The sequence below is a fragment of the Enterobacter cloacae complex sp. IR5450 genome (genome assembly GCF_049238665.1).
In the GTDB taxonomy this organism is placed as follows: domain Bacteria; phylum Pseudomonadota; class Gammaproteobacteria; order Enterobacterales; family Enterobacteriaceae; genus Enterobacter; species Enterobacter hormaechei_C.
The window spans coordinates 1-18,628 of sequence record NZ_JBMKIC010000054.1 but is presented as its reverse complement, the minus strand read 5'-3'; the positions used below and the strand labels follow the sequence as shown (position 1 = coordinate 18,628).

The 18,628-nt window shown below is 57.7% G+C and carries 18 protein-coding genes and 1 tRNA gene; 9 read left to right on the top strand and 10 right to left on the bottom strand.

Translation table 11 applies throughout. From position 1 onward, the window contains the following. The 6 genes from ACOTYB_RS23770 to trmL all read left to right on the top strand — a co-directional run. The coding region (locus ACOTYB_RS23770; protein ID WP_421765773.1) for an IS1 family transposase at window positions 1–67 on the top strand (67 nt) is incomplete at its 5' end. Between the two features lie 336 nt (window positions 68–403). Continuing rightward, a complete protein-coding gene (gene lldP / locus ACOTYB_RS23765; RefSeq protein WP_003860175.1) occupies window positions 404–2,059 on the top strand; it encodes an L-lactate permease in 1,656 nt (551 codons plus the stop codon). Beyond that, entirely contained in the window at window positions 2,056–2,829 is a 774-nt protein-coding gene (gene lldR, locus ACOTYB_RS23760) for a transcriptional regulator LldR (RefSeq protein WP_006808630.1), read from the top strand. The genes lldP and lldR overlap by 4 nt, the downstream gene beginning before the upstream one ends. Continuing rightward, window positions 2,826–4,013: a quinone-dependent L-lactate dehydrogenase gene (lldD, locus tag ACOTYB_RS23755; protein ID WP_006808631.1), complete on the top strand. Its 1,188-nt coding sequence runs from the start codon at window positions 2,826–2,828 to the stop codon at window positions 4,011–4,013. Before lldR ends, lldD begins: the two co-directional genes overlap by 4 nt. A 180-nt stretch (window positions 4,014–4,193) precedes the next feature. Next, window positions 4,194–5,534 (top strand): MFS transporter, encoded by a 1,341-nt coding sequence (locus ACOTYB_RS23750; RefSeq protein WP_023315025.1) that lies wholly within the window; start codon window positions 4,194–4,196, stop codon window positions 5,532–5,534. A gap of 45 nt (window positions 5,535–5,579) precedes the next feature. Next, window positions 5,580–6,053, top strand: a complete 474-nt coding sequence (gene trmL / locus ACOTYB_RS23745) for a tRNA (uridine(34)/cytosine(34)/5-carboxymethylaminomethyluridine(34)-2'-O)-methyltransferase TrmL (RefSeq protein ID WP_003860178.1) — start codon at window positions 5,580–5,582, stop codon at window positions 6,051–6,053. 38 nt (window positions 6,054–6,091) lie between these two features. On the opposite strand, the gene ilvC is transcribed toward trmL, so the two are convergent. Beyond that, entirely contained in the window at window positions 6,092–7,567 is a 1,476-nt protein-coding gene (gene ilvC, locus ACOTYB_RS23740; protein WP_220153433.1) for a ketol-acid reductoisomerase, read from the bottom strand. Between the two features lie 152 nt (window positions 7,568–7,719). On the opposite strand from ilvC, the gene ilvY reads away from it, so the two are divergent. Further along, window positions 7,720–8,610, top strand: a complete 891-nt coding sequence (gene ilvY, locus ACOTYB_RS23735; protein ID WP_017693777.1) for an HTH-type transcriptional activator IlvY — start codon at window positions 7,720–7,722, stop codon at window positions 8,608–8,610. Here the strand turns inward: ilvY and ilvA are convergent. From ilvA to ilvL, 7 genes are all read right to left on the bottom strand, one after another. After that, window positions 8,607–10,151: a threonine ammonia-lyase, biosynthetic gene (ilvA, locus tag ACOTYB_RS23730; RefSeq protein ID WP_032660750.1), complete on the bottom strand. Its 1,545-nt coding sequence runs from the start codon at window positions 10,149–10,151 to the stop codon at window positions 8,607–8,609. The genes ilvY and ilvA overlap by 4 nt on opposite strands. Before the next feature lie 2 nt (window positions 10,152–10,153). Continuing rightward, entirely contained in the window at window positions 10,154–12,004 is a 1,851-nt protein-coding gene (gene ilvD / locus ACOTYB_RS23725; protein WP_008501574.1) for a dihydroxy-acid dehydratase, read from the bottom strand. A 60-nt stretch (window positions 12,005–12,064) separates the two neighbouring features. Then, window positions 12,065–12,994, bottom strand: coding sequence for a branched-chain amino acid transaminase (locus tag ACOTYB_RS23720; RefSeq protein ID WP_022652051.1), 930 nt, complete (start codon window positions 12,992–12,994; stop codon window positions 12,065–12,067). Between the two features lie 18 nt (window positions 12,995–13,012). Continuing rightward, window positions 13,013–13,276, bottom strand: a complete 264-nt coding sequence (gene ilvM / locus ACOTYB_RS23715; protein ID WP_003860184.1) for an acetolactate synthase 2 small subunit — start codon at window positions 13,274–13,276, stop codon at window positions 13,013–13,015. Continuing rightward, on the bottom strand, window positions 13,273–14,919 hold the full coding sequence (gene ilvG, locus ACOTYB_RS23710) for an acetolactate synthase 2 catalytic subunit (RefSeq protein WP_022652052.1): 1,647 nt from the start codon (window positions 14,917–14,919) through the stop codon (window positions 13,273–13,275). Before ilvG ends, ilvM begins: the two co-directional genes overlap by 4 nt. A gap of 2 nt (window positions 14,920–14,921) precedes the next feature. Next, on the bottom strand, window positions 14,922–14,972 hold the full coding sequence (gene ilvX, locus ACOTYB_RS23705; RefSeq protein ID WP_192930497.1) for a peptide IlvX: 51 nt from the start codon (window positions 14,970–14,972) through the stop codon (window positions 14,922–14,924). A gap of 86 nt (window positions 14,973–15,058) precedes the next feature. Continuing rightward, on the bottom strand, window positions 15,059–15,157 hold the full coding sequence (ilvL, locus tag ACOTYB_RS23700) for an ilv operon leader peptide (RefSeq protein ID WP_001311244.1): 99 nt from the start codon (window positions 15,155–15,157) through the stop codon (window positions 15,059–15,061). Between the two features lie 340 nt (window positions 15,158–15,497). On the opposite strand from ilvL, the gene ACOTYB_RS23695 reads away from it, so the two are divergent. Further along, the gene (locus tag ACOTYB_RS23695) at window positions 15,498–17,018 is read left to right on the top strand and encodes a YifB family Mg chelatase-like AAA ATPase (protein WP_045343642.1); all 1,521 of its coding nucleotides are present in this window, start codon (window positions 15,498–15,500) and stop codon (window positions 17,016–17,018) included. 28 nt (window positions 17,019–17,046) lie between these two features. Here ACOTYB_RS23695 and ACOTYB_RS23690 read toward each other — a convergent pair whose 3' ends face one another. Then, on the bottom strand, window positions 17,047–17,385 hold the full coding sequence (locus ACOTYB_RS23690; RefSeq protein WP_006808641.1) for a DUF413 domain-containing protein: 339 nt from the start codon (window positions 17,383–17,385) through the stop codon (window positions 17,047–17,049). A 118-nt stretch (window positions 17,386–17,503) separates the two neighbouring features. Here ACOTYB_RS23690 and hdfR point away from each other — a divergent pair, with 118 nt between their 5' ends. Further along, a complete protein-coding gene (gene hdfR, locus ACOTYB_RS23685) occupies window positions 17,504–18,325 on the top strand; it encodes an HTH-type transcriptional regulator HdfR (protein WP_003860190.1) in 822 nt (273 codons plus the stop codon). Window positions 18,326–18,425: 100 nt separating this feature from the next. Here hdfR and ACOTYB_RS23680 read toward each other — a convergent pair. Further along, window positions 18,426–18,501: transfer RNA gene (locus ACOTYB_RS23680), tRNA-Trp, on the bottom strand. Window positions 18,502–18,628 lie beyond the last annotated feature (127 nt).

The following is an 18,628-nucleotide window of genomic DNA, read 5'->3' as shown; positions in this document are numbered from 1 at the left end:
CTCAAAATCGCTGGAGCTGCATGACAAGGTCATCGGGCATTATCTGAACATAAAACACTATCAGTAAGTTGGAGTCATTACCCCCATTTTATTCAACCTCTTTTACGCGCCGTATCTGCTCAAAAGGCGAATGTAATGCCCTCCACCTGACTACCGCTCCCAACGCACGCGGTGAGTTGAACTTGCGGTTTTGGTCCTACCAATCATGCGTAAAGCTATCCATCGTTCACAGTTTCGATGCTCCACTTCACAAAAGCATTGCTGAATAGCAACACTTGGTTAACCATTTATTGCCATTAACCCTACATCACAATATTGGAAGGACCACTTTTACACTAAGTGTGACGCTGAGATGAGCAGAGACTCACCCGACGAACACCTGTGTGGTCCTCAGGAGACCTGCATGAGCCTCTGGCAACAAAACTACGATCCGGCCGGGAATATCTGGCTGTCGAGCCTGATCGCATCGCTACCGATCCTGTTCTTCTTCTTTGCGCTGATAAAGCTCAAGCTGAAGGGCTACCTTGCCGCAACGTACACCGTTGCCATCGCCCTGCTGGTGGCGCTGTTCTTCTATAAAATGCCGGTCGATCGCGCGCTGGCCTCTGTGGTGTATGGTTTCTTCTACGGCCTGTGGCCGATTGCGTGGATCATCATCGCCGCTGTCTTTGTCTACAAAATCTCGGTGAAAACCGGGCAGTTCGACATTATTCGCTCGTCGATTCTCTCTATTACACCGGACCAGCGTTTACAGATGCTGATTGTCGGTTTCTCCTTCGGGGCGTTCCTTGAAGGGGCGGCAGGATTTGGCGCGCCGGTGGCGATCACCGCCGCTCTGCTGGTCGGGCTGGGCTTTAATCCGCTGTATGCCGCTGGCCTGTGCCTGATTGTGAACACCGCCCCGGTGGCGTTTGGCGCGATGGGCATTCCGATTCTGGTGGCGGGTCAGGTGACCGGGCTGGACAGCTTCGAGATCGGCCAGATGGTGGGCCGCCAGCTGCCGTTCCTGACCATTATCGTGCTGTTCTGGATCATGGCGATTATGGACGGCTGGCGCGGCGTGAAGGAGACCTGGCCTGCGGTGATGGTAGCGGGCGGTTCGTTCGCCATTGCCCAGTATCTCAGCTCCAACTTCCTCGGCCCGGAACTGCCGGACATCATCTCTTCCCTGGTGTCGCTGGTCTGTCTGACGCTGTTCCTGAAACGCTGGCAGCCGGTACGTATCTTCCGCTTTGCTGACATGGGCGCATCGCACGTGGATCAGACGCTGGCGCGCACCGGCTATACCGCCGGACAGATTGTGCGTGCGTGGTCACCGTTCCTGTTCCTGACCGCCACCGTGACGCTGTGGAGCATTCCGCCGTTTAAAGCCCTGTTCGCCCCGGGCGGCGCGCTGTACGACATGGTGATTAATATCTCCGTGCCGTTCCTCGACAAAATGGTCGCCCGTATGCCGCCGGTGGTGCACGACGCCACGCCGTATGCGGCAGTGTTTAAGTTCGACTGGTTCTCAGCCACCGGTACGGCCATCCTGTTTGCCGCTATCCTTTCCGTTGTGTGGCTGCGCATGAAGCCTGCCGCCGCGGTACAGACCTTTGCGGCGACGATTAAAGAGCTGATGCTGCCGATTTACTCCATCGGCATGGTGCTGGCGTTCGCGTTTATTTCGAATTACTCCGGCCTGTCGTCGACGCTGGCGTTAGCGCTGGCGCATACCGGCCACGCGTTTACCTTCTTCTCGCCGTTCCTCGGCTGGCTGGGGGTGTTCCTGACCGGTTCAGATACGTCATCTAACGCCCTGTTTGCTGCCCTACAGGCCACGGCCGCGCAGCAGATTGGCGTCTCGGACGTGCTGCTGGTCGCCGCGAACACCACCGGCGGCGTGACCGGGAAGATGATCTCGCCGCAGTCCATCGCCATTGCCTGTGCTGCGGTGGGGCTGGTAGGCAAAGAGTCGGATCTGTTCCGCTTTACCGTTAAACACAGCCTGATATTTACCTGCATGGTGGGCGTGATCACCACATTGCAGGCCTATGTCTTAACCTGGATGATTCCATGATAGTGATGCCCAGACGCCTGTCCGACGAGATTGCCACTCGCGTACGGGCGCTGATAGAAGAACAACAGCTGGAAGCGGGCATGAGATTGCCCGCCGAGCGTCAGCTTGCCGCTCAGCTTGGCGTGTCGCGCAACTCACTGCGCGAGGCGCTGGCGACGCTGGTTAGTGAAGGGGTGCTGCTGAGCCGTCGCGGCGGCGGCACCTTCGTGCGCTGGCAGCATGACGACTGGTCCGAACAAAACATCGTGCAGCCGCTGAAGACGCTGATGGAAAACGACCCGGACTACAGCTTCGACATCCTCGAAGCGCGTCACGCCATCGAAACCAGCACCGCGTGGCACGCGGCGATGCGGGCAACCGACGCCGACAAAGAGAAGCTCAAAGCCTGTTTTGAAGCCACGCAAAGCAGCGACCCGGACATCGCCTCCCAGGCGGACGTGCGGTTCCATCTGGCGATTGCCGAGGCCTCGCACAACGTGGTGCTGCTGCAAACCATGCGCGGGTTCTTCGACCTGCTGCAATCCTCCGTCAAGCAGAGCCGCCAGCGCATGTATCTGGTGCCGCCGGTGTTTGCCCAGCTGACCGAACAGCACGAGGCGGTGCTCAACGCCATTCTGGCCGGAGATGCCGAGGCCGCGCGCAAGGCGATGATGGCACATCTCGGCTTCGTGCATACCACCATTAAACGATTCGATGAAGATCAGGCCCGACAGGCGCGTATTACCCGTCTGCCTGGCGAGAGTGATATTTCCAGGGAGAACAAAGCATGATTATTTCAGCAGCCAGTGACTATCGCGCCGCGGCGCAGCGCATTTTGCCCCCGTTCCTGTTCCACTATATCGACGGCGGGGCGTATGCCGAATATACCCTGCGCCGTAACGTGGAGGATCTGTCGGAAGTGGCCCTGCGCCAGCGCGTGCTGAAAAATATGTCTGACCTGAGCCTTGAGACGAAGCTGTTTAACGAGACGCTCTCCATGCCGGTAGCGCTCGCACCTGTCGGTTTATGTGGCATGTATGCCCGTCGCGGTGAAGTGCAGGCCGCCGCCGCCGCAGATGCCAAAGGCATTCCGTTTACCCTTTCCACCGTGTCCGTCTGCCCGATTGAAGAAGTCGCCCCGACCATCAAGCGCCCGATGTGGTTCCAGCTGTACGTCCTGCGCGATCGCGGTTTTATGCGCAACGCGCTGGAGCGCGCCAAAGCGGCGGGCTGCTCAACGCTGGTCTTTACCGTCGACATGCCGACCCCCGGCGCGCGCTACCGCGACGCCCACTCCGGCATGAGCGGCCCTAACGCGGCCCTGCGCCGTTACTGGCAGGCAGTGACGCACCCGCAGTGGGCGTGGGATGTCGGGTTGAACGGCCGTCCGCACGATCTGGGCAATATTTCGGCCTACCTCGGTAAACCGACCGGGCTGGAGGACTACATTGGCTGGCTGGCGAACAATTTCGATCCGTCGATCTCCTGGAAAGACCTGGAATGGATCCGCGAATTCTGGGACGGCCCGATGGTGATCAAAGGGATCCTCGACCCGGAAGATGCCCGCGACGCGGTGCGTTTTGGAGCCGATGGGATCGTGGTCTCTAACCACGGTGGCCGCCAGCTTGATGGGGTGCTCTCCTCCGCCCGCGCCCTGCCGGCCATTGCCGATGCGGTGAAAGGCGATATTGCGATCCTGGCCGATAGCGGCATCCGTAACGGGCTGGACGTGGTGCGCATGATTGCGCTCGGCGCCGACAGCGTGCTGCTGGGCCGTGCTTACCTGTACGCGCTGGCCACCAGCGGCCAGGCGGGCGTGGCGAATCTGCTGAACCTGATCGAGAAAGAGATGAAAGTAGCGATGACCCTGACCGGGGCTAAGTCGATTAGCGAAATCAGCAAAGACTCTCTGGTGCAGGAGCTCAGTAAGCTGCCTGCGGCGCTGGCCCCTCTTTCTCAGGGAAACGCGGCCTGATCTCCCCCGGTTAGCCTCCCCTTCTTCCGCGCCCGACTTTCCCCTCGGGCGCTTTTTTTGTCGAAAATAACACCTGCGTAACATTCTTGATAAGAAAATTTGACACACCCCGCCCCTCCGCAATTGTATAGACAAGCAAATACAAGAACACAAAAACAACATCACATCGGAGGGGAACGTATGACGTATTCAGGTCGGGTGGATATTCAGCAGGTGATCGATGAAAGTCCCTTTTCAGGGTTTCACTGGCTTCTTATTGTGCTGGGCTTTCTGGTGCTGGCGATCGATGGGTTTGATACCGCAGCGATGGGTTACATTGCGCCTACGCTGTCGACGGAGTGGGGAATACATAAGCAGGATCTGGGGCCGGTGCTGAGTGCGGCGCTGCTGGGGCTGTCGCTGGGAGCCCTGATTGCAGGTCCGGTATCGGACCGGATGGGACGCAAGCGCGTGCTGGTCTTTTCGTGTCTGTTCTTCGGCCTGGCGAGCCTGGGCACGGCCTGGGCGCAAAGTCTGAATACCCTGACGTTATGGCGATTTCTGACCGGTCTCGGGCTGGGCGCCGCGATGCCTAACGCCATCACGCTGATCTCAGAGTTTGCCCCCCAGCGCTGCCGCGCCATGGCAATTAACACCATGTACTGCGGCTTTCCGCTGGGTGCGGCGGGCGGCGGGGCGATCTCGTCCTGGCTTATCCCTCACCATGGCTGGCGAAGCGTGCTGCTGACCGGCGCGATTGCGCCGCTGATTTTAACGGTGCTGCTGGCGCTGCTGTTGCCGGAGTCGGTGAAGTTTCTGGTGCAGCGCGGGAAAGACGTCGCCCAGGTTCGCCGCATCGCCAGCCGGTTCGCCCGCAGCACGCTGGATAGCGTCACGGGCTTTTTCCTGACAGAGGAGAAAGTCGCGTCGAAAAAAGGCAGCGTGTCGCAGCTGTTTTCCATGCCCTGGCTACCCGGCACCCTGATGCTGTGGGTCACCTACTTTATGGGATTGGTGATTTATTACGTCCTGCTGAGCTGGATGCCGACGCTGATGCAGGGGATGGGGTATGCGCTGGCGGAATCCGCCTGGCTCACCTCGCTGTTCACCTTCGGCGGCACCGCTGGCATTTTGCTCGCGGGCTGGATGATGGATCGCTGGGAAGCGCACAAGGTGGTCGCGTGTGGTTTCGTGCTGACGATGGGCCTGATTCTTTTACTCGGCATTGAGCATAACCATATCGCCCTGTTTGGCGGGTTAATTTTCCTGATGGGGATCGCGATGAACGGCGCGCAGTCGGGCATGCAGACCCTGGCCGCCACCTTTTACCCTACCGAGTGCCGCGCGACGGGTATCGCCTGGATGCAGGGGATCGGCCGCTTCGGCGGCGTGGCGGGCACCATGACCAGCGCCCAGCTTCTTTCCATGCAGTGGCAGGCAGACAGTATTTTAATGATCCTCAGCGTGCCTGCTCTCGTGGCCGCGGCGGCAACCGTCTACAAAATGCTGTATAGCCGCGCGCAGGAGCCGGGCGTCGCCTAGTCCCTCTCTTTTCTGCTATTCTGCCCCCGCAATTAAGGGGGCAGCATGCTTAACATCGTCTTATTCGAACCAGAAATTCCGCCGAACACCGGCAATATTATCCGCCTGTGCGCCAACACCGGTTTTCGTCTGCACATCATTGAGCCGATGGGCTTTACGTGGGACGACAAACGTCTGCGCCGCGCGGGGCTGGACTACCATGAGTTTACCGCCGTCGTTCGTCATCACGATTACGCCGCGTTTCTGGGATCCGAAAAACCACAGCGCATGTTCGCCCTGACCACCAAAGGCACGCCAGCGCACAGCGCCGTAAGCTATCAGGACGGGGATTATCTGATGTTTGGCCCGGAAACCCGCGGCCTGCCGGCCACCATTCTGGATGCCCTGCCAGCCGAGCAGAAAATTCGTATTCCGATGATGCCGGACAGCCGCAGCATGAACCTGTCGAATGCGGTGTCGGTGGTGGTGTATGAGGCGTGGCGCCAGCTGGGTTATCCCGGCGCGATACTGCGTAGCTAAAACAGTTCGGGTGGCTTGCGCCACCCGATTCATCGTGTTTAGCCTGCTACCGCGATACGTTTCATATCGGTCATGTAGCCACGCAGTTTCTGGCCCACTTTCTCGATTTCGTGGCTGCGAATCGCTTCGTTAACGTCACGCAGCTGCGCGTTATCAACCGCACCTTCCGCAATCGCCTGGCCCAGATCGCCCGCTTGCAGGGTGGTCATGAACTCTTTCAGCAACGGTACGCAGGCGTAAGAGAACAGGTAGTTACCGTACTCGGCGGTATCGGAGATCACCACGTTCATCTCATACAGACGCTTACGGGCGATGGTGTTTGCGATCAGCGGCAGCTCGTGCAGCGATTCGTAGTACGCAGACTCTTCAATGATGCCGGAATCCACCATGGTTTCGAACGCCAGCTCAACGCCTGCTTTCACCATCGCAATCATCAGGACGCCTTTATCGAAGTACTCCTGCTCGGTGATCTTGCCGTCGTACTGTGGCGCGGTTTCGAACGCGGTTTTACCGGTCTCTTCACGCCAGGTCAGCAGTTTCTTATCGTCGTTCGCCCAGTCTGCCATCATGCCGGAGGAGAACTCGCCGGAGATGATGTCGTCCATATGTTTCTGGAACAGTGGCGCCATGATGGTTTTCAGCTGTTCAGAGAGTGCGAACGCGCGCAGTTTTGCCGGGTTGGACAGACGGTCCATCATCAGCGTAATGCCGCCCTGCTTCAGCGCTTCGGTGATGGTTTCCCAGCCGAACTGAATCAGTTTTTCCGCGTATGCCGGATCGGTGCCTTCTTCCACCAGCTTGTCGAAGCACAGCAGAGAGCCGGCCTGGAGCATGCCGCACAGGATGGTCTGCTCACCCATCAGGTCAGATTTCACTTCCGCAACGAAGGAAGATTCCAGCACGCCCGCACGATGGCCGCCAGTGGCCGCAGCCCAGGCTTTGGCAATCGCCATGCCTTCGCCTTTCGGATCGTTTTCCGGGTGAACGGCGATCAGCGTCGGTACGCCGAAGCCACGTTTGTACTCTTCGCGCACTTCGGTGCCCGGGCACTTCGGTGCCACCATCACCACGGTGATGTCTTTACGGATCTGCTCGCCCACTTCAACGATGTTGAAGCCGTGGGAGTAACCCAGCGCGGCGCCGTCTTTCATCAGCGGCTGTACGGAACGCAAAACGTCAGAGTGCTGCTTGTCCGGCGTCAGGTTAACCACCAGATCCGCCTGCGGGATCAGCTCTTCGTAGGTGCCCACTTTGAAGCCGTTTTCGGTCGCTTTACGCCAGGAAGCACGCTTTTCGGCAATCGCTTCTTTACGCAGGGCGTAGGAGATATCCAGCCCGGAGTCACGCATGTTCAGGCCCTGGTTCAGACCCTGTGCGCCACAGCCGACAATGACCACTTTTTTACCCTGAAGGTAGCTCGCGCCATCAGCAAATTCATCGCGCGCCATGAAGCGGCATTTGCCCAGCTGCGCCAGCTGCTGGCGCAAGTTCAGTGTATTAAAGTAGTTAGCCATGGGTGATACCTCGTGATGTTGTGTGTCTTATTGTTCGGTTCGCGTTTCAGCGAGAATGTACCCACATTACAACAGGAAATTTATTGCGGAAATTGATATATTCACAACGTCACATTGCAATTTATGCAATGTAAAAAGAGGGAGTGGAATCGGTGGATTTACGCGATCTGAAAATGTTCCTGCACCTGGCGGAAAGCCGTCACTTTGGCCGCAGCGCCCGGGCGATGCACGTCAGCCCGTCCACGCTTTCGCGCCAGATCCAGCGCCTTGAGGAAGACCTCGGCCAGCCGCTGTTCGTGCGCGATAACCGCACCGTCACCCTCACGGAAGCCGGCGAAGAGCTGCGCATCTTTGCCCAGCAAACCTTGTTGCAGTATCAGCAGCTGCGGCACACCATCGACCAGCAGGGGCCGTCGCTTTCCGGCGAGCTGCATATTTTCTGTTCCGTGACCGCTGCCTACAGCCATCTTCCCCCCATTCTTGACCGCTTCCGCGCGGAACATCCGTCGGTTGAAATTAAGCTCACCACCGGCGATGCCGCCGACGCGATGGAAAAAGTGGTCACGGGCGAAGCGGATCTCGCGATTGCCGGGAAACCGGAAACCCTGCCGGGGGCGGTGGCGTTCTCGATGCTGGAGAATCTGGCGGTGGTGCTGATTGCCCCGGCGCTGCCCTGCCCGGTGCGCAACCAGGTTTCGGTGGAGAAACCGGACTGGTCCACGGTGCCGTTTATCATGGCCGATCAGGGGCCGGTGCGCCGCCGCATTGAGCTGTGGTTCCGCCGCCAGAAGATCAGTAACCCGTCGATTTACGCCACGGTCGGCGGCCATGAGGCGATGGTGTCGATGGTGGCGCTTGGCTGCGGCGTGGCGCTGCTGCCGGAAGTGGTGCTGGAAAACAGCCCGGAACCGGTGCGCAACCGCGTGATGATTCTGGAGCGCAGCGACGAGAAGACGCCGTTTGAGCTGGGCGTGTGCGCACAAAAAAAGCGGCTGCATGAGCCGCTTATTGATGCGTTCTGGACGATATTGCCGAACCACTAGCCAGCCAGAAAGAACCTGAAAGCCGGGTTATGGGTTTCGTCATGACATTCATAGCCCAGTTCGTTCAGGCGCGTTTCGAAATCCGGCTCGTGCTCGCCCAGTTCGAACGCCGCCAGCACGCGGCCATAGTCGGTGCCGTGGCTGCGGTAGTGGAACAGAGAGATGTTCCAGTGCGTGCCGAGCGTGTGCAGGAACTTGAGCAGCGCGCCCGGCGATTCCGGGAACTCGAAGCTGAACAGGCGTTCCTGGAGCGGCTTGGATGGACGGCCACCGACCATGTAACGCACGTGCAGCTTCGCCATCTCATCGTCAGAGAGATCGACCACGCTGTAGCCGCCGTCGTGCAGCAGGCTGAGGATCTCTTTGCGCTCCTCCACGCCACGGCTCAGACGCACGCCGACAAAAATGCAGGCATCTTTGGCGTCGGCAAAGCGGTAGTTGAACTCCGTTACCGAACGGCCGCCCAGCAGCTGGCAGAACTTCAGGAAGCTGCCCTTCTCTTCCGGAATCGTCACCGCCAGCAGCGCTTCACGCTGCTCGCCCAACTCGCAGCGCTCGGAAACGTAGCGCAGGCCGTGGAAGTTCACATTGGCACCGGAAAGCACGTGCGCCAGACGCTCGCCGCGGATATTGTGCTGGGCGATGTATTTCTTCATCCCCGCCAGCGCCAGCGCGCCGGAGGGTTCCGCCACCGCACGCACGTCTTCGAACAGATCTTTCATCGCCGCGCAGATAGCGTCGCTGTCGACGGTGACGATATCGTCTAGATACTCCTGGCACAGGCGGAACGTTTCGTCGCCAATGCGCTTCACCGCCACGCCCTCGGCAAACAGCCCGACGCGCGGCAGATCCACAGGATGCCCGGCATCCAGCGCCGCTTTCAGGCAGGCGGAGTCTTCCGCTTCCACGGCAATGACTTTGATCTGCGGCATGAGCTGTTTGATCAGCACCGCCACACCAGCGGCTAAGCCGCCGCCGCCCACCGGGACGAAAACGCGGTCGAGATGGGCGTCCTGCTGCAACAGCTCCAGCGCCAGCGTACCCTGCCCGGCAATCACCATCGGGTGGTCGAACGGCGGCACCCAGGTGAACCCCTGCTGCTGCGCCAGCTCAATCGCTTTGGCTTTGGCTTCGTCAAAGTTAGCCCCGTGGAGCAAGACTTCTCCGCCGAAACCGCGCACCGCGTCGACCTTGATGTCTGCGGTAGCAACCGGCATCACGATCAGCGCCTTCAGCCCCAGACGCGCCGAGGAAAACGCCACGCCCTGCGCGTGGTTGCCCGCCGACGCGGTAATCACCCCGCGCGCTTTCTGCTCGTCCGTCAGCCCGGCCATCATCGCGTAGGCTCCGCGCAGCTTGAAGCTGTGCACCGGCTGCCTGTCTTCACGCTTCACCAGAATGACGTTGTCGAGGCGCGAGGAGAGTTTTTCCATTTTTTGCAGGGGCGTGACCTGCACGGCTTCATAGACCGGCGCGCGTAGCACCGCTCTCAGGTATTCCGCCCCCTCAGGGGCGGCGGATAAGGGTTGTGACTCGGCCATCGTTAGCCCCCCAGTTTAGATTTATCGCGCACCGCGCCTTTATCTGCACTGGTTGCAAGGCTCGCGTAGGCGCGCAGGGCGAAGGAGACTTCGCGCTGGCGATCTTTCGGCGTCCAGGCTTTGTCGCCGCGGGCTTCCTGCGCTTCACGACGGGCCGCAATCTCCTGGTCACTCAGCTTCAGCTGAATGCCGCGGTTCGGAATGTCGATTTCGATCAGGTCGCCATCTTCGATGATCGCGATGTTGCCTCCGCTTGCCGCTTCCGGGGAGACGTGACCAATGGAGAGGCCTGACGTGCCGCCAGAGAAACGACCATCGGTGATCAGCGCGCAGGCTTTGCCGAGGCCCATCGATTTCAGGAAGGTGGTCGGGTAGAGCATCTCCTGCATGCCCGGACCGCCTTTCGGTCCTTCGTAGCGAATGACCACCACGTCGCCTTCTACCACTTTGCCACCGAGGATGGCGTCTACCGCTTCGTCCTGGCTTTCATACACTTTTGCCGGACCGGTGAATTTCAGGATGCTGTCGTCCACGCCAGCGGTTTTCACGATACAGCCATTTTCCGCAAAGTTACCGTACAGCACGGCCAGGCCGCCGTCTTTGCTATAGGCATGTTCCAGCGAGCGAATGCAGCCTTCGGCGCGATCGTCATCAAGCGTGTCCCAACGGCAATCCTGCGAGAACGCCTGGGTGGTACGGATGCCCGCCGGACCGGCGCGATACATGTTTTTCACCGCGTCGTCTTTGGTCAGCATCACGTCGTACTGCTCCAGCGACTCCGGCAGCGTCAGGCCGAGCACGTTTTTCACGTCGCGGTTAAGCAGCCCGGCGCGATCCAGCTCGCCGAGAATACCAATCACGCCACCCGCACGGTGGACATCTTCCATGTGGTACTTCTGGGTACTCGGCGCGACTTTACACAGCTGCGGCACTTTGCGGGAGAGCTTGTCGATGTCGCTCATGGTGAAGTCGATTTCAGCTTCCTGCGCGGCGGCCAGCAGGTGGAGAACGGTGTTGGTGGAGCCGCCCATGGCGATATCCAGCGTCATGGCGTTTTCGAACGCCGCTTTACTGGCGATGTTGCGCGGCAGCGCGCTGGCATCGTCCTGCTCGTAGTAGCGTTTGGTCAGCTCAACGATGCGCTTGCCCGCGTTAAGGAACAGCTGTTTACGGTCGGCGTGGGTCGCCAGCAGCGAGCCGTTGCCCGGCTGAGAAAGGCCCAGCGCTTCGGTCAGGCAGTTCATGGAGTTGGCGGTGAACATCCCGGAACAAGAGCCGCAGGTCGGGCACGCGGAGCGTTCCACCTGGTCGCTCTGCTCGTCAGAGACTTTCGGGTCCGCGCCCTGGATCATCGCATCGACCAGGTCGAGCTTGATGATTTTGTCGGAAAGCTTGGTTTTCCCCGCTTCCATCGGGCCGCCGGAAACGAAGATCACCGGAATGTTCAGACGCAGGGAGGCCATCAGCATCCCCGGGGTGATTTTGTCGCAGTTGGAGATACAGACCATCGCATCGGCGCAGTGGGCGTTAACCATATACTCCACCGAGTCGGCGATCAGCTCGCGCGACGGCAGCGAATAGAGCATCCCCCCGTGGCCCATTGCGATACCGTCATCCACCGCAATGGTGTTGAACTCTTTCGCCACGCCGCCGGAGGCTTCGATTTGCTCGGCAACCAGCTTACCGAGATCGCGCAGGTGCACGTGGCCCGGCACAAACTGGGTGAAGGAGTTCACCACGGCGATAATTGGCTTGCCGAAATCGGCGTCGGTCATTCCGGTGGCGCGCCACAGTGCGCGGGCACCCGCCATATTACGGCCGTGGGTGGTGGTGGCTGAACGATACTTAGGCATGCTTTATTTACTCCCGTCTGACTATTTAATGGGACGGTGCGTGCCGTCCCAAATTTATATTTAGTGATTAACCTGATCCAACCAGCCGTATTTATCTTCTGTCTCGCCGGTGAAGAGGCCAAAGAACGCTTGCTGAATGCGTTTGGTCACCGGGCCACAGCGGCCTTCGCCCACCTGAATGCCATCGACGCTACGCACCGGCGTAATTTCAGCCGCGGTACCGGACATAAACACTTCGTCAGCCAGGTACAGGGATTCGCGGGACAGCACCTGCTCGCGCACTTCGATACCCAGATCTTTTGCCAGCTTGATGATGGCGTCACGGGTGATGCCTGGCAGCGCGGACGAGGTAAACGGCGGGGTGAACAGAATGCCGTCTTTTACTTCAAACAGGTTTTCGCCCGCACCTTCGGAGATGTAGCCATTCACATCCAGCGCGATACCTTCCTGGTAACCGTGACGGCGCGCTTCGCTGCCGACCAGCAGTGAGGACAGGTAGTTACCGCCCGCTTTAGCCGCAGTCGGGATAGTGTTTGGCGCCACGCGGTTCCAGGAAGAAACCATTGCGTCGATCCCCTGATCCAGTGCTTCCGCGCCCAGGTAGGCGCCCCACGGGAACGCAGCAATAATCACATCGGTGTTATAGTCAGCGGGCGGGTTGACGCCCATGCCGACATCACCCACGAAGACCAGCGGACGAATATAGGCGCTGGTCAGTTTGTTCTGGCGAATCACCTCGCGGCAGGCTTCCATCAACTCATCAACGCTTTGGGAGACCGGGAAACGATAAATTTTGGCTGAGTCATGCAGACGCTGCATGTGTTCACGGTGGCGGAACACCACTGGTCCTTTGTGAGAGTCGTAGCAACGGATCCCTTCAAACACGGAGGTGCCGTAGTGCAGCGCGTGGGACATCACGTGAACTTTCGCGTCTTCCCAGCGAACCATCTCACCATTGAACCAAATGTAATCAGCTTTTTTTGTCGTCATTTTTTCGTCCTGTCACGCTTAAGCGCGGATTTGTTGTGATGTGGTTGTGCTCTGGCAGATGGCAACATGGGCAACGTCTACCAGTTTTGATAACTGACTAAACAGTAAGTCGACCGGCCGCGGGCTGGCAACGGTTAATTCGATACTGATGTTCTGTGCGTCGGTAGCCGTTTCCATATTCATAGAGCAAATCTGAAAGCCACGGTGGCGAACCACGCGCAAAACGCGTTCTAACGTTTCCGGGTTGAAGCGAGCCTGCACGGCGACCTGATGTTGCATCATGATAATTTCTCCAGCATTTGTGAGTTACTGGCACCGGGCGGTACCAACGGCCAGACGTTCTCAAGCTCGTCGATTGAGACATGAAGCAGGTATGGCCCTTCGCTTGACAGCATGGTGTCGAGTGCCGCTTCAACCTGGTCTTTACGGGTGATGTGCTGGCCAGGAATGCCGAAGGCACTGGCCAGGGTGAGGAAATCGGGGTTATCGGTCAGGGTGGTTTCGCTGTAACGTTCCTGGAAGAACAGCTGCTGCCACTGGCGAACCATGCCTAAACGCTGGTTATCGAGCAAGACGATCTTCAGCGGTAACTGCTTACGCTTCACGGTGCCGAGCTCCTGGACGTTCATCATGAAGGAGCCGTCACCGGAGATACAGATCACGGTATCGTTCGGGCGGGCAACCTGAGCACCCACAGCGGCAGGCAGGCCAAAGCCCATGGTGCCTAACCCGCTGGAGGTGATGAAGTTTTCCGGACGGGTGTAGGTCATGTGCTGGGCAGACCACATCTGATGCTGGCCGACATCGGTCGTCACCACGCTGTCGGCGGGCTTACGGTCGGACAACTGCTTCAACAGCAGCGGCGCGTAGATGGCCTCGCCGGGGTGGTCGTAACGCCAGGCGTGTTCAGCGCGCATATCGGCGGTGTGCTGACGCCATGGGTTAATATCCAGCGGCTGCTCCAGGGCCGGTAACAGCGCGTTAAGATCGCCCTGCAACGCGACATGCGCCTGACGCAGTTTGTTCATCTCCGCCGGGTCGATGTCCATATGGATCACTTTGGCGTTTGGCGCGAAGGTGTTCAGCTTGCCGGTGACGCGGTCGTCAAAACGGGCGCCGACGGCGATGAGCAGGTCACACTCCTGCACCGCCAGGTTTGCCGCTTTGGTACCATGCATCCCCAGCATGCCCAGATAGTAGGGGTAATCAGCATCTACCGCACCCAACCCTTTCAGCGTGCAGGTGGCAGGCATTTGCGTTGCCGCGATAAATTCGCGCAGTGCAGGAACCGCCTGCGCCATACCTACGCCACCACCAACGTACAGCATCGGTTGTTTGGCCTGCGCTATCATCTGACGCGCCTCTTCCACCTCTGCATGCGGGAATGCATCATCGCTTTTCACGGTAGAGAAATGCGGTTCCAGATCGCCGAGTGCAACCTGGATATCTTTCGGGATATCAACCAGAACCGGGCCAGGACGGCCAGAGCTGGCAACCTCGAACGCTTCGGCCATCACCCGCGGCAGCTCTTCAAGAGACTGAACGAGGAAGCTGTGTTTGGTGCAGGCCAGCGATAAACCGAGCACATCCACTTCCTGGAAGGCATCGGTGCCGATGAACGGAGAGGCAACCTGTCCGGTGATGGCAACAACGGGAACAGAATCCAGCAGTGCATCAGCAAGACCGGTGATCAGGTTCGTTGCGCCCGGACCTGAGGTCGCCATACAGACACCGGTTTTACCGGTGGCACGGGCATAACCGATGGCGGCCATCGCTGCGCCCTGCTCGTGTCGGCACAACAGGTGCTCCACGCCGCCGTCATACAGTGCATCGTAAATCGGCATAATTGCGCCACCCGGATAACCGAATACTGTCTCGACTCCCTGCGCGCGCAACGCATGTACTACCCACTGTGCCCCATTCATAGTTAGTTCCCCGTCATAAATCGGGAGAAACAGAATTTTGTGCTACTTGTCATTCTCTGCTCCTCATTTACGTTTTTTAGTCATAAAAAAACCCCCGGACCTTTCGGTGCGGGGGTCTTAGTTCGTTAAGGCTTGATTTCTAAGCCTTTCCTCGTCCAAGTGCAGCCCCGCACGGTGGGATAATAATCACCACCACGCTAATCACGACCAGGCTAATCACTCGTAGAAGGGCTGTCATTTTCAGTTCTTTTTGCATCTTGTTCGAAGGAATACCTAAAGAGTTACCACAGATATTTCATCTGACACAAGATTTTTTTATGACCTATTTCTGTAGCAGGCGAACTATTTCTTTCAAAATCGTTGTTTTATATAGGGAAAAAATAGAAATGAAGATTTTTCATTTTTTTGTCCTGTTTCATCAGGCAAGGCGCGCATGATTCCTTTTCTGCGAGGCCGATTCCACCGACATGTAATGATTACATTTAGGCGCTAAAAGGCTGGAACGAGCGCCGTAATTCAGTGAATTAGCGCTAAACAGGAAAAAATGATGCTGGCATAGTCACCGCCAAGGAGGGCTTATGTCACTGTCAGTTGTTTATACACGCGCGGCCATCGGCGTGAAGGCACCGCTTATTTCTGTAGAGGTTCATTTAAGTAATGGACTGCCCGGACTGACGCTGGTCGGCTTACCAGAAACGACCGTTAAAGAGGCGAGGGATCGCGTGCGCAGCGCAATTATTAATAGCGGTTATGCTTTTCCGGCGAAGAAGATCACCATCAACCTTGCGCCCGCCGATTTGCCAAAGGAGGGAGGGCGATATGATTTACCTATTGCTATAGCGCTTCTCGCGGCTTCTGAACAGCTCAATACGCCAGGGCTAAGCTCGTGCGAGTTCGTGGGTGAATTAGCGCTTACAGGCGCGTTAAGGGGCGTTCCCGGTGCAATATCGGGTGCGCTTGAAGCCATACGTGCGGGAAGACAAATCATTGTAGCTAATGAAAACGCCTCTGAAGTAAGCCTTATCGCCGAAAAGGGATGTCTTGTCGCGGGACATTTGCAGGAGGTTTGCGCCTGGCTGGAAGGCCGACACGAGCTTGCCGAGCCGCAGGAGAATGACGAGGTAGCGCCAGATTCGCCCGAGGATCTCAGCGATATTATGGGTCAGGAACAGGGTAAACGGGCGTTAGAGATAACGGCCGCGGGTGGGCATAACCTGTTACTGATAGGTCCGCCAGGCACGGGGAAAACGATGCTGGCGAGCAGATTGAACGGCCTGTTGCCACCCCTCAATAATCACGAAGCGCTGGAAAGCGCCGCGATATTTAGCCTGGTCAGTTCTACGTCGCTGCATAAACAGTGGCGCCGCCGTCCTTTCCGCTCTCCACACCACAGTGCGTCTCTTACCGCGATGGTGGGCGGGGGTTCGATCCCCGGTCCGGGTGAAATCTCACTGGCGCACAACGGCATTCTCTTCCTGGATGAATTGCCAGAGTTTGAACGCCGAGTGCTGGATGCATTGCGGGAGCCGATTGAATCCGGCGAAATCCATTTGTCTCGTACACGGGCCAAATTAAGCTACCCTGCGCAGTTTCAGCTGGTCGCCGCGATGAACCCTAGCCCTACGGGTCATTATCAGGGCAATCATAACCGCTGTACGCCGGAGCAGACGCTGCGCTATCTAAGTAAGCTGTCCGGCCCCTTCCTCGACCGTTTTGATTTATCTCTCGAGATCCCCCTGCCACCGCCCGGTCTGCTGAGGCAAACCGGTATCAAAGGCGAAAGCTCAGCAGCTGTGCGTGAACGGGTTATTGCGGCGCAGGCGCGGCAGTATGTTCGTCAGAACAGGCTGAATGCCCGGCTGGATAACAGCGGGATCCGACAGTTTTGTTCTCTCAACGCTGAAGATGCGGGCTGGCTGGAAGAGACACTGACGCGGTTTGGGCTATCCATTCGCGCGTGGCAGCGTTTGTTGAAAGTTGCGCGCACGGTCGCCGACGTGGAGGGCTGCCCCGGAATAGAGAGGCGGCATTTGCAGGAGGCATTAAGTTACCGTGCGATCGATCGGCTGCTGTTGCATCTGCAAAAAATGCTGGCGTAAAAAAAAGGGGCCGTAGCCCCTTCTCTTCTTAATCGTCAGACTCGGTGTAGTCTTCTGCACCTTCCATCTGCGGCTTGCCGCCAGACAGCGTATGGAAACGCTTAGGACGCTTAATGCGAGCCATATACTTGATCCATACACGTTCTGCATCAGATTGCGGCTCACGCTCACCACGGCAAACAGAGACAAACTGTTTTTCATCTTCGGTTGCCGGTTCACGTTTACCCAGATCCAGCTCGTTAAAGGCATAACCATGGCGCTCAAGAAGTTGAGCTTCTTTGATAGTGAAATCGCCGTGACGAGAGAACCCGCGCGGATAATGTTTATTGTCGAAAAAACGATTAGTCGTCGTAAAGCTTTCCGCCATCCTACACGCTCCTAATTCTTTGGCCGAGCTATTTATGGCGCGGAGTATTAGTTACGCTTGACAGAGTGTAAAACAAAACATTTAAATCATAACGACAAATAATTTTGCGGAGAAAGATGTGGATACGGAATTGCTAAAAACTTTCCTCGAAGTGAGCAGAACGCGACACTTTGGGCGAGCAGCTGAAGCCCTCTACCTGACGCAGTCAGCAGTCAGTTTTCGTATTCGACAGCTGGAAAATCAACTGGGTGTGAACCTTTTTACCCGCCATCGCAACAATATTCGTTTAACCCCGGCCGGTGAAAAGCTATTGCCTTATGCAGAAACCCTGATGAATACCTGGCAGGCAGCGCGAAAGGAGGTTGCGCACACTTCCCGGCATAATGAATTCTCGATCGGTGCCAGCGCTTCACTATGGGAATGCATGCTCAGCCAGTGGCTTATGCGGCTATATCGCTCACACAACCATCTGCAATTTGAGGCGAGGATTGCGCAACGCCAGTCGCTGGTTAAGCAACTCCACGAGCGGCAGCTTGATCTCCTGATCACCACAGAAGCGCCCAAGATGGACGAATTTAGCAGCCAGATTGTTGGACAGTTTAGCCTGGCGCTCTATGCATCCGAGCCTGCAATGATGAAGGCCGACCTGAATTATTTACGCCTGGAATGGGGGCCTGATTTTCAGCAGCACGAGACGGGGTTAATTGCCAGCGATGATATCCCGCAACTCACGACAAGCTCTGCGGAGATCGCATGCCAGCATCTTCCCGCATTGAAAGGCTGTACATGGTTACCTGTTCGCTGGGCGGATAATAAACCCGCACTCCATGTTGTCACCGATTCGACAACTCTCTCCAGGCCGCTGTATGCCATTTGGCTGCAAAACAGCGATAAGCAGTCGCAGATAAAAGATCTGTTAAAAACCAGCATACTGGATTAACGCAAAAGCCTGCGGAAACGCAGGCTGCTTATTCTTCAGGAAGGTGTTGAGCTGTTTTGCAGGCAAAAAAAAATCCTTTGCCGAAGCAAAGGATTCTATATGGCAGGGGCGGAGAGACTCGAACTCGCGACACCCGGTTTTGGAGACCGGTGCTCTACCAACTGAGCTACGCCCCTAAAGTTTTTGCCATTAAGCCTGCCGAAAGGGCAGGCTTAATGTCTTAATAAGTGGCGGAACGGACGGGACTCGAACCCGCGACCCCCTGCGTGACAGGCAGGTATTCTAACCGACTGAACTACCGCT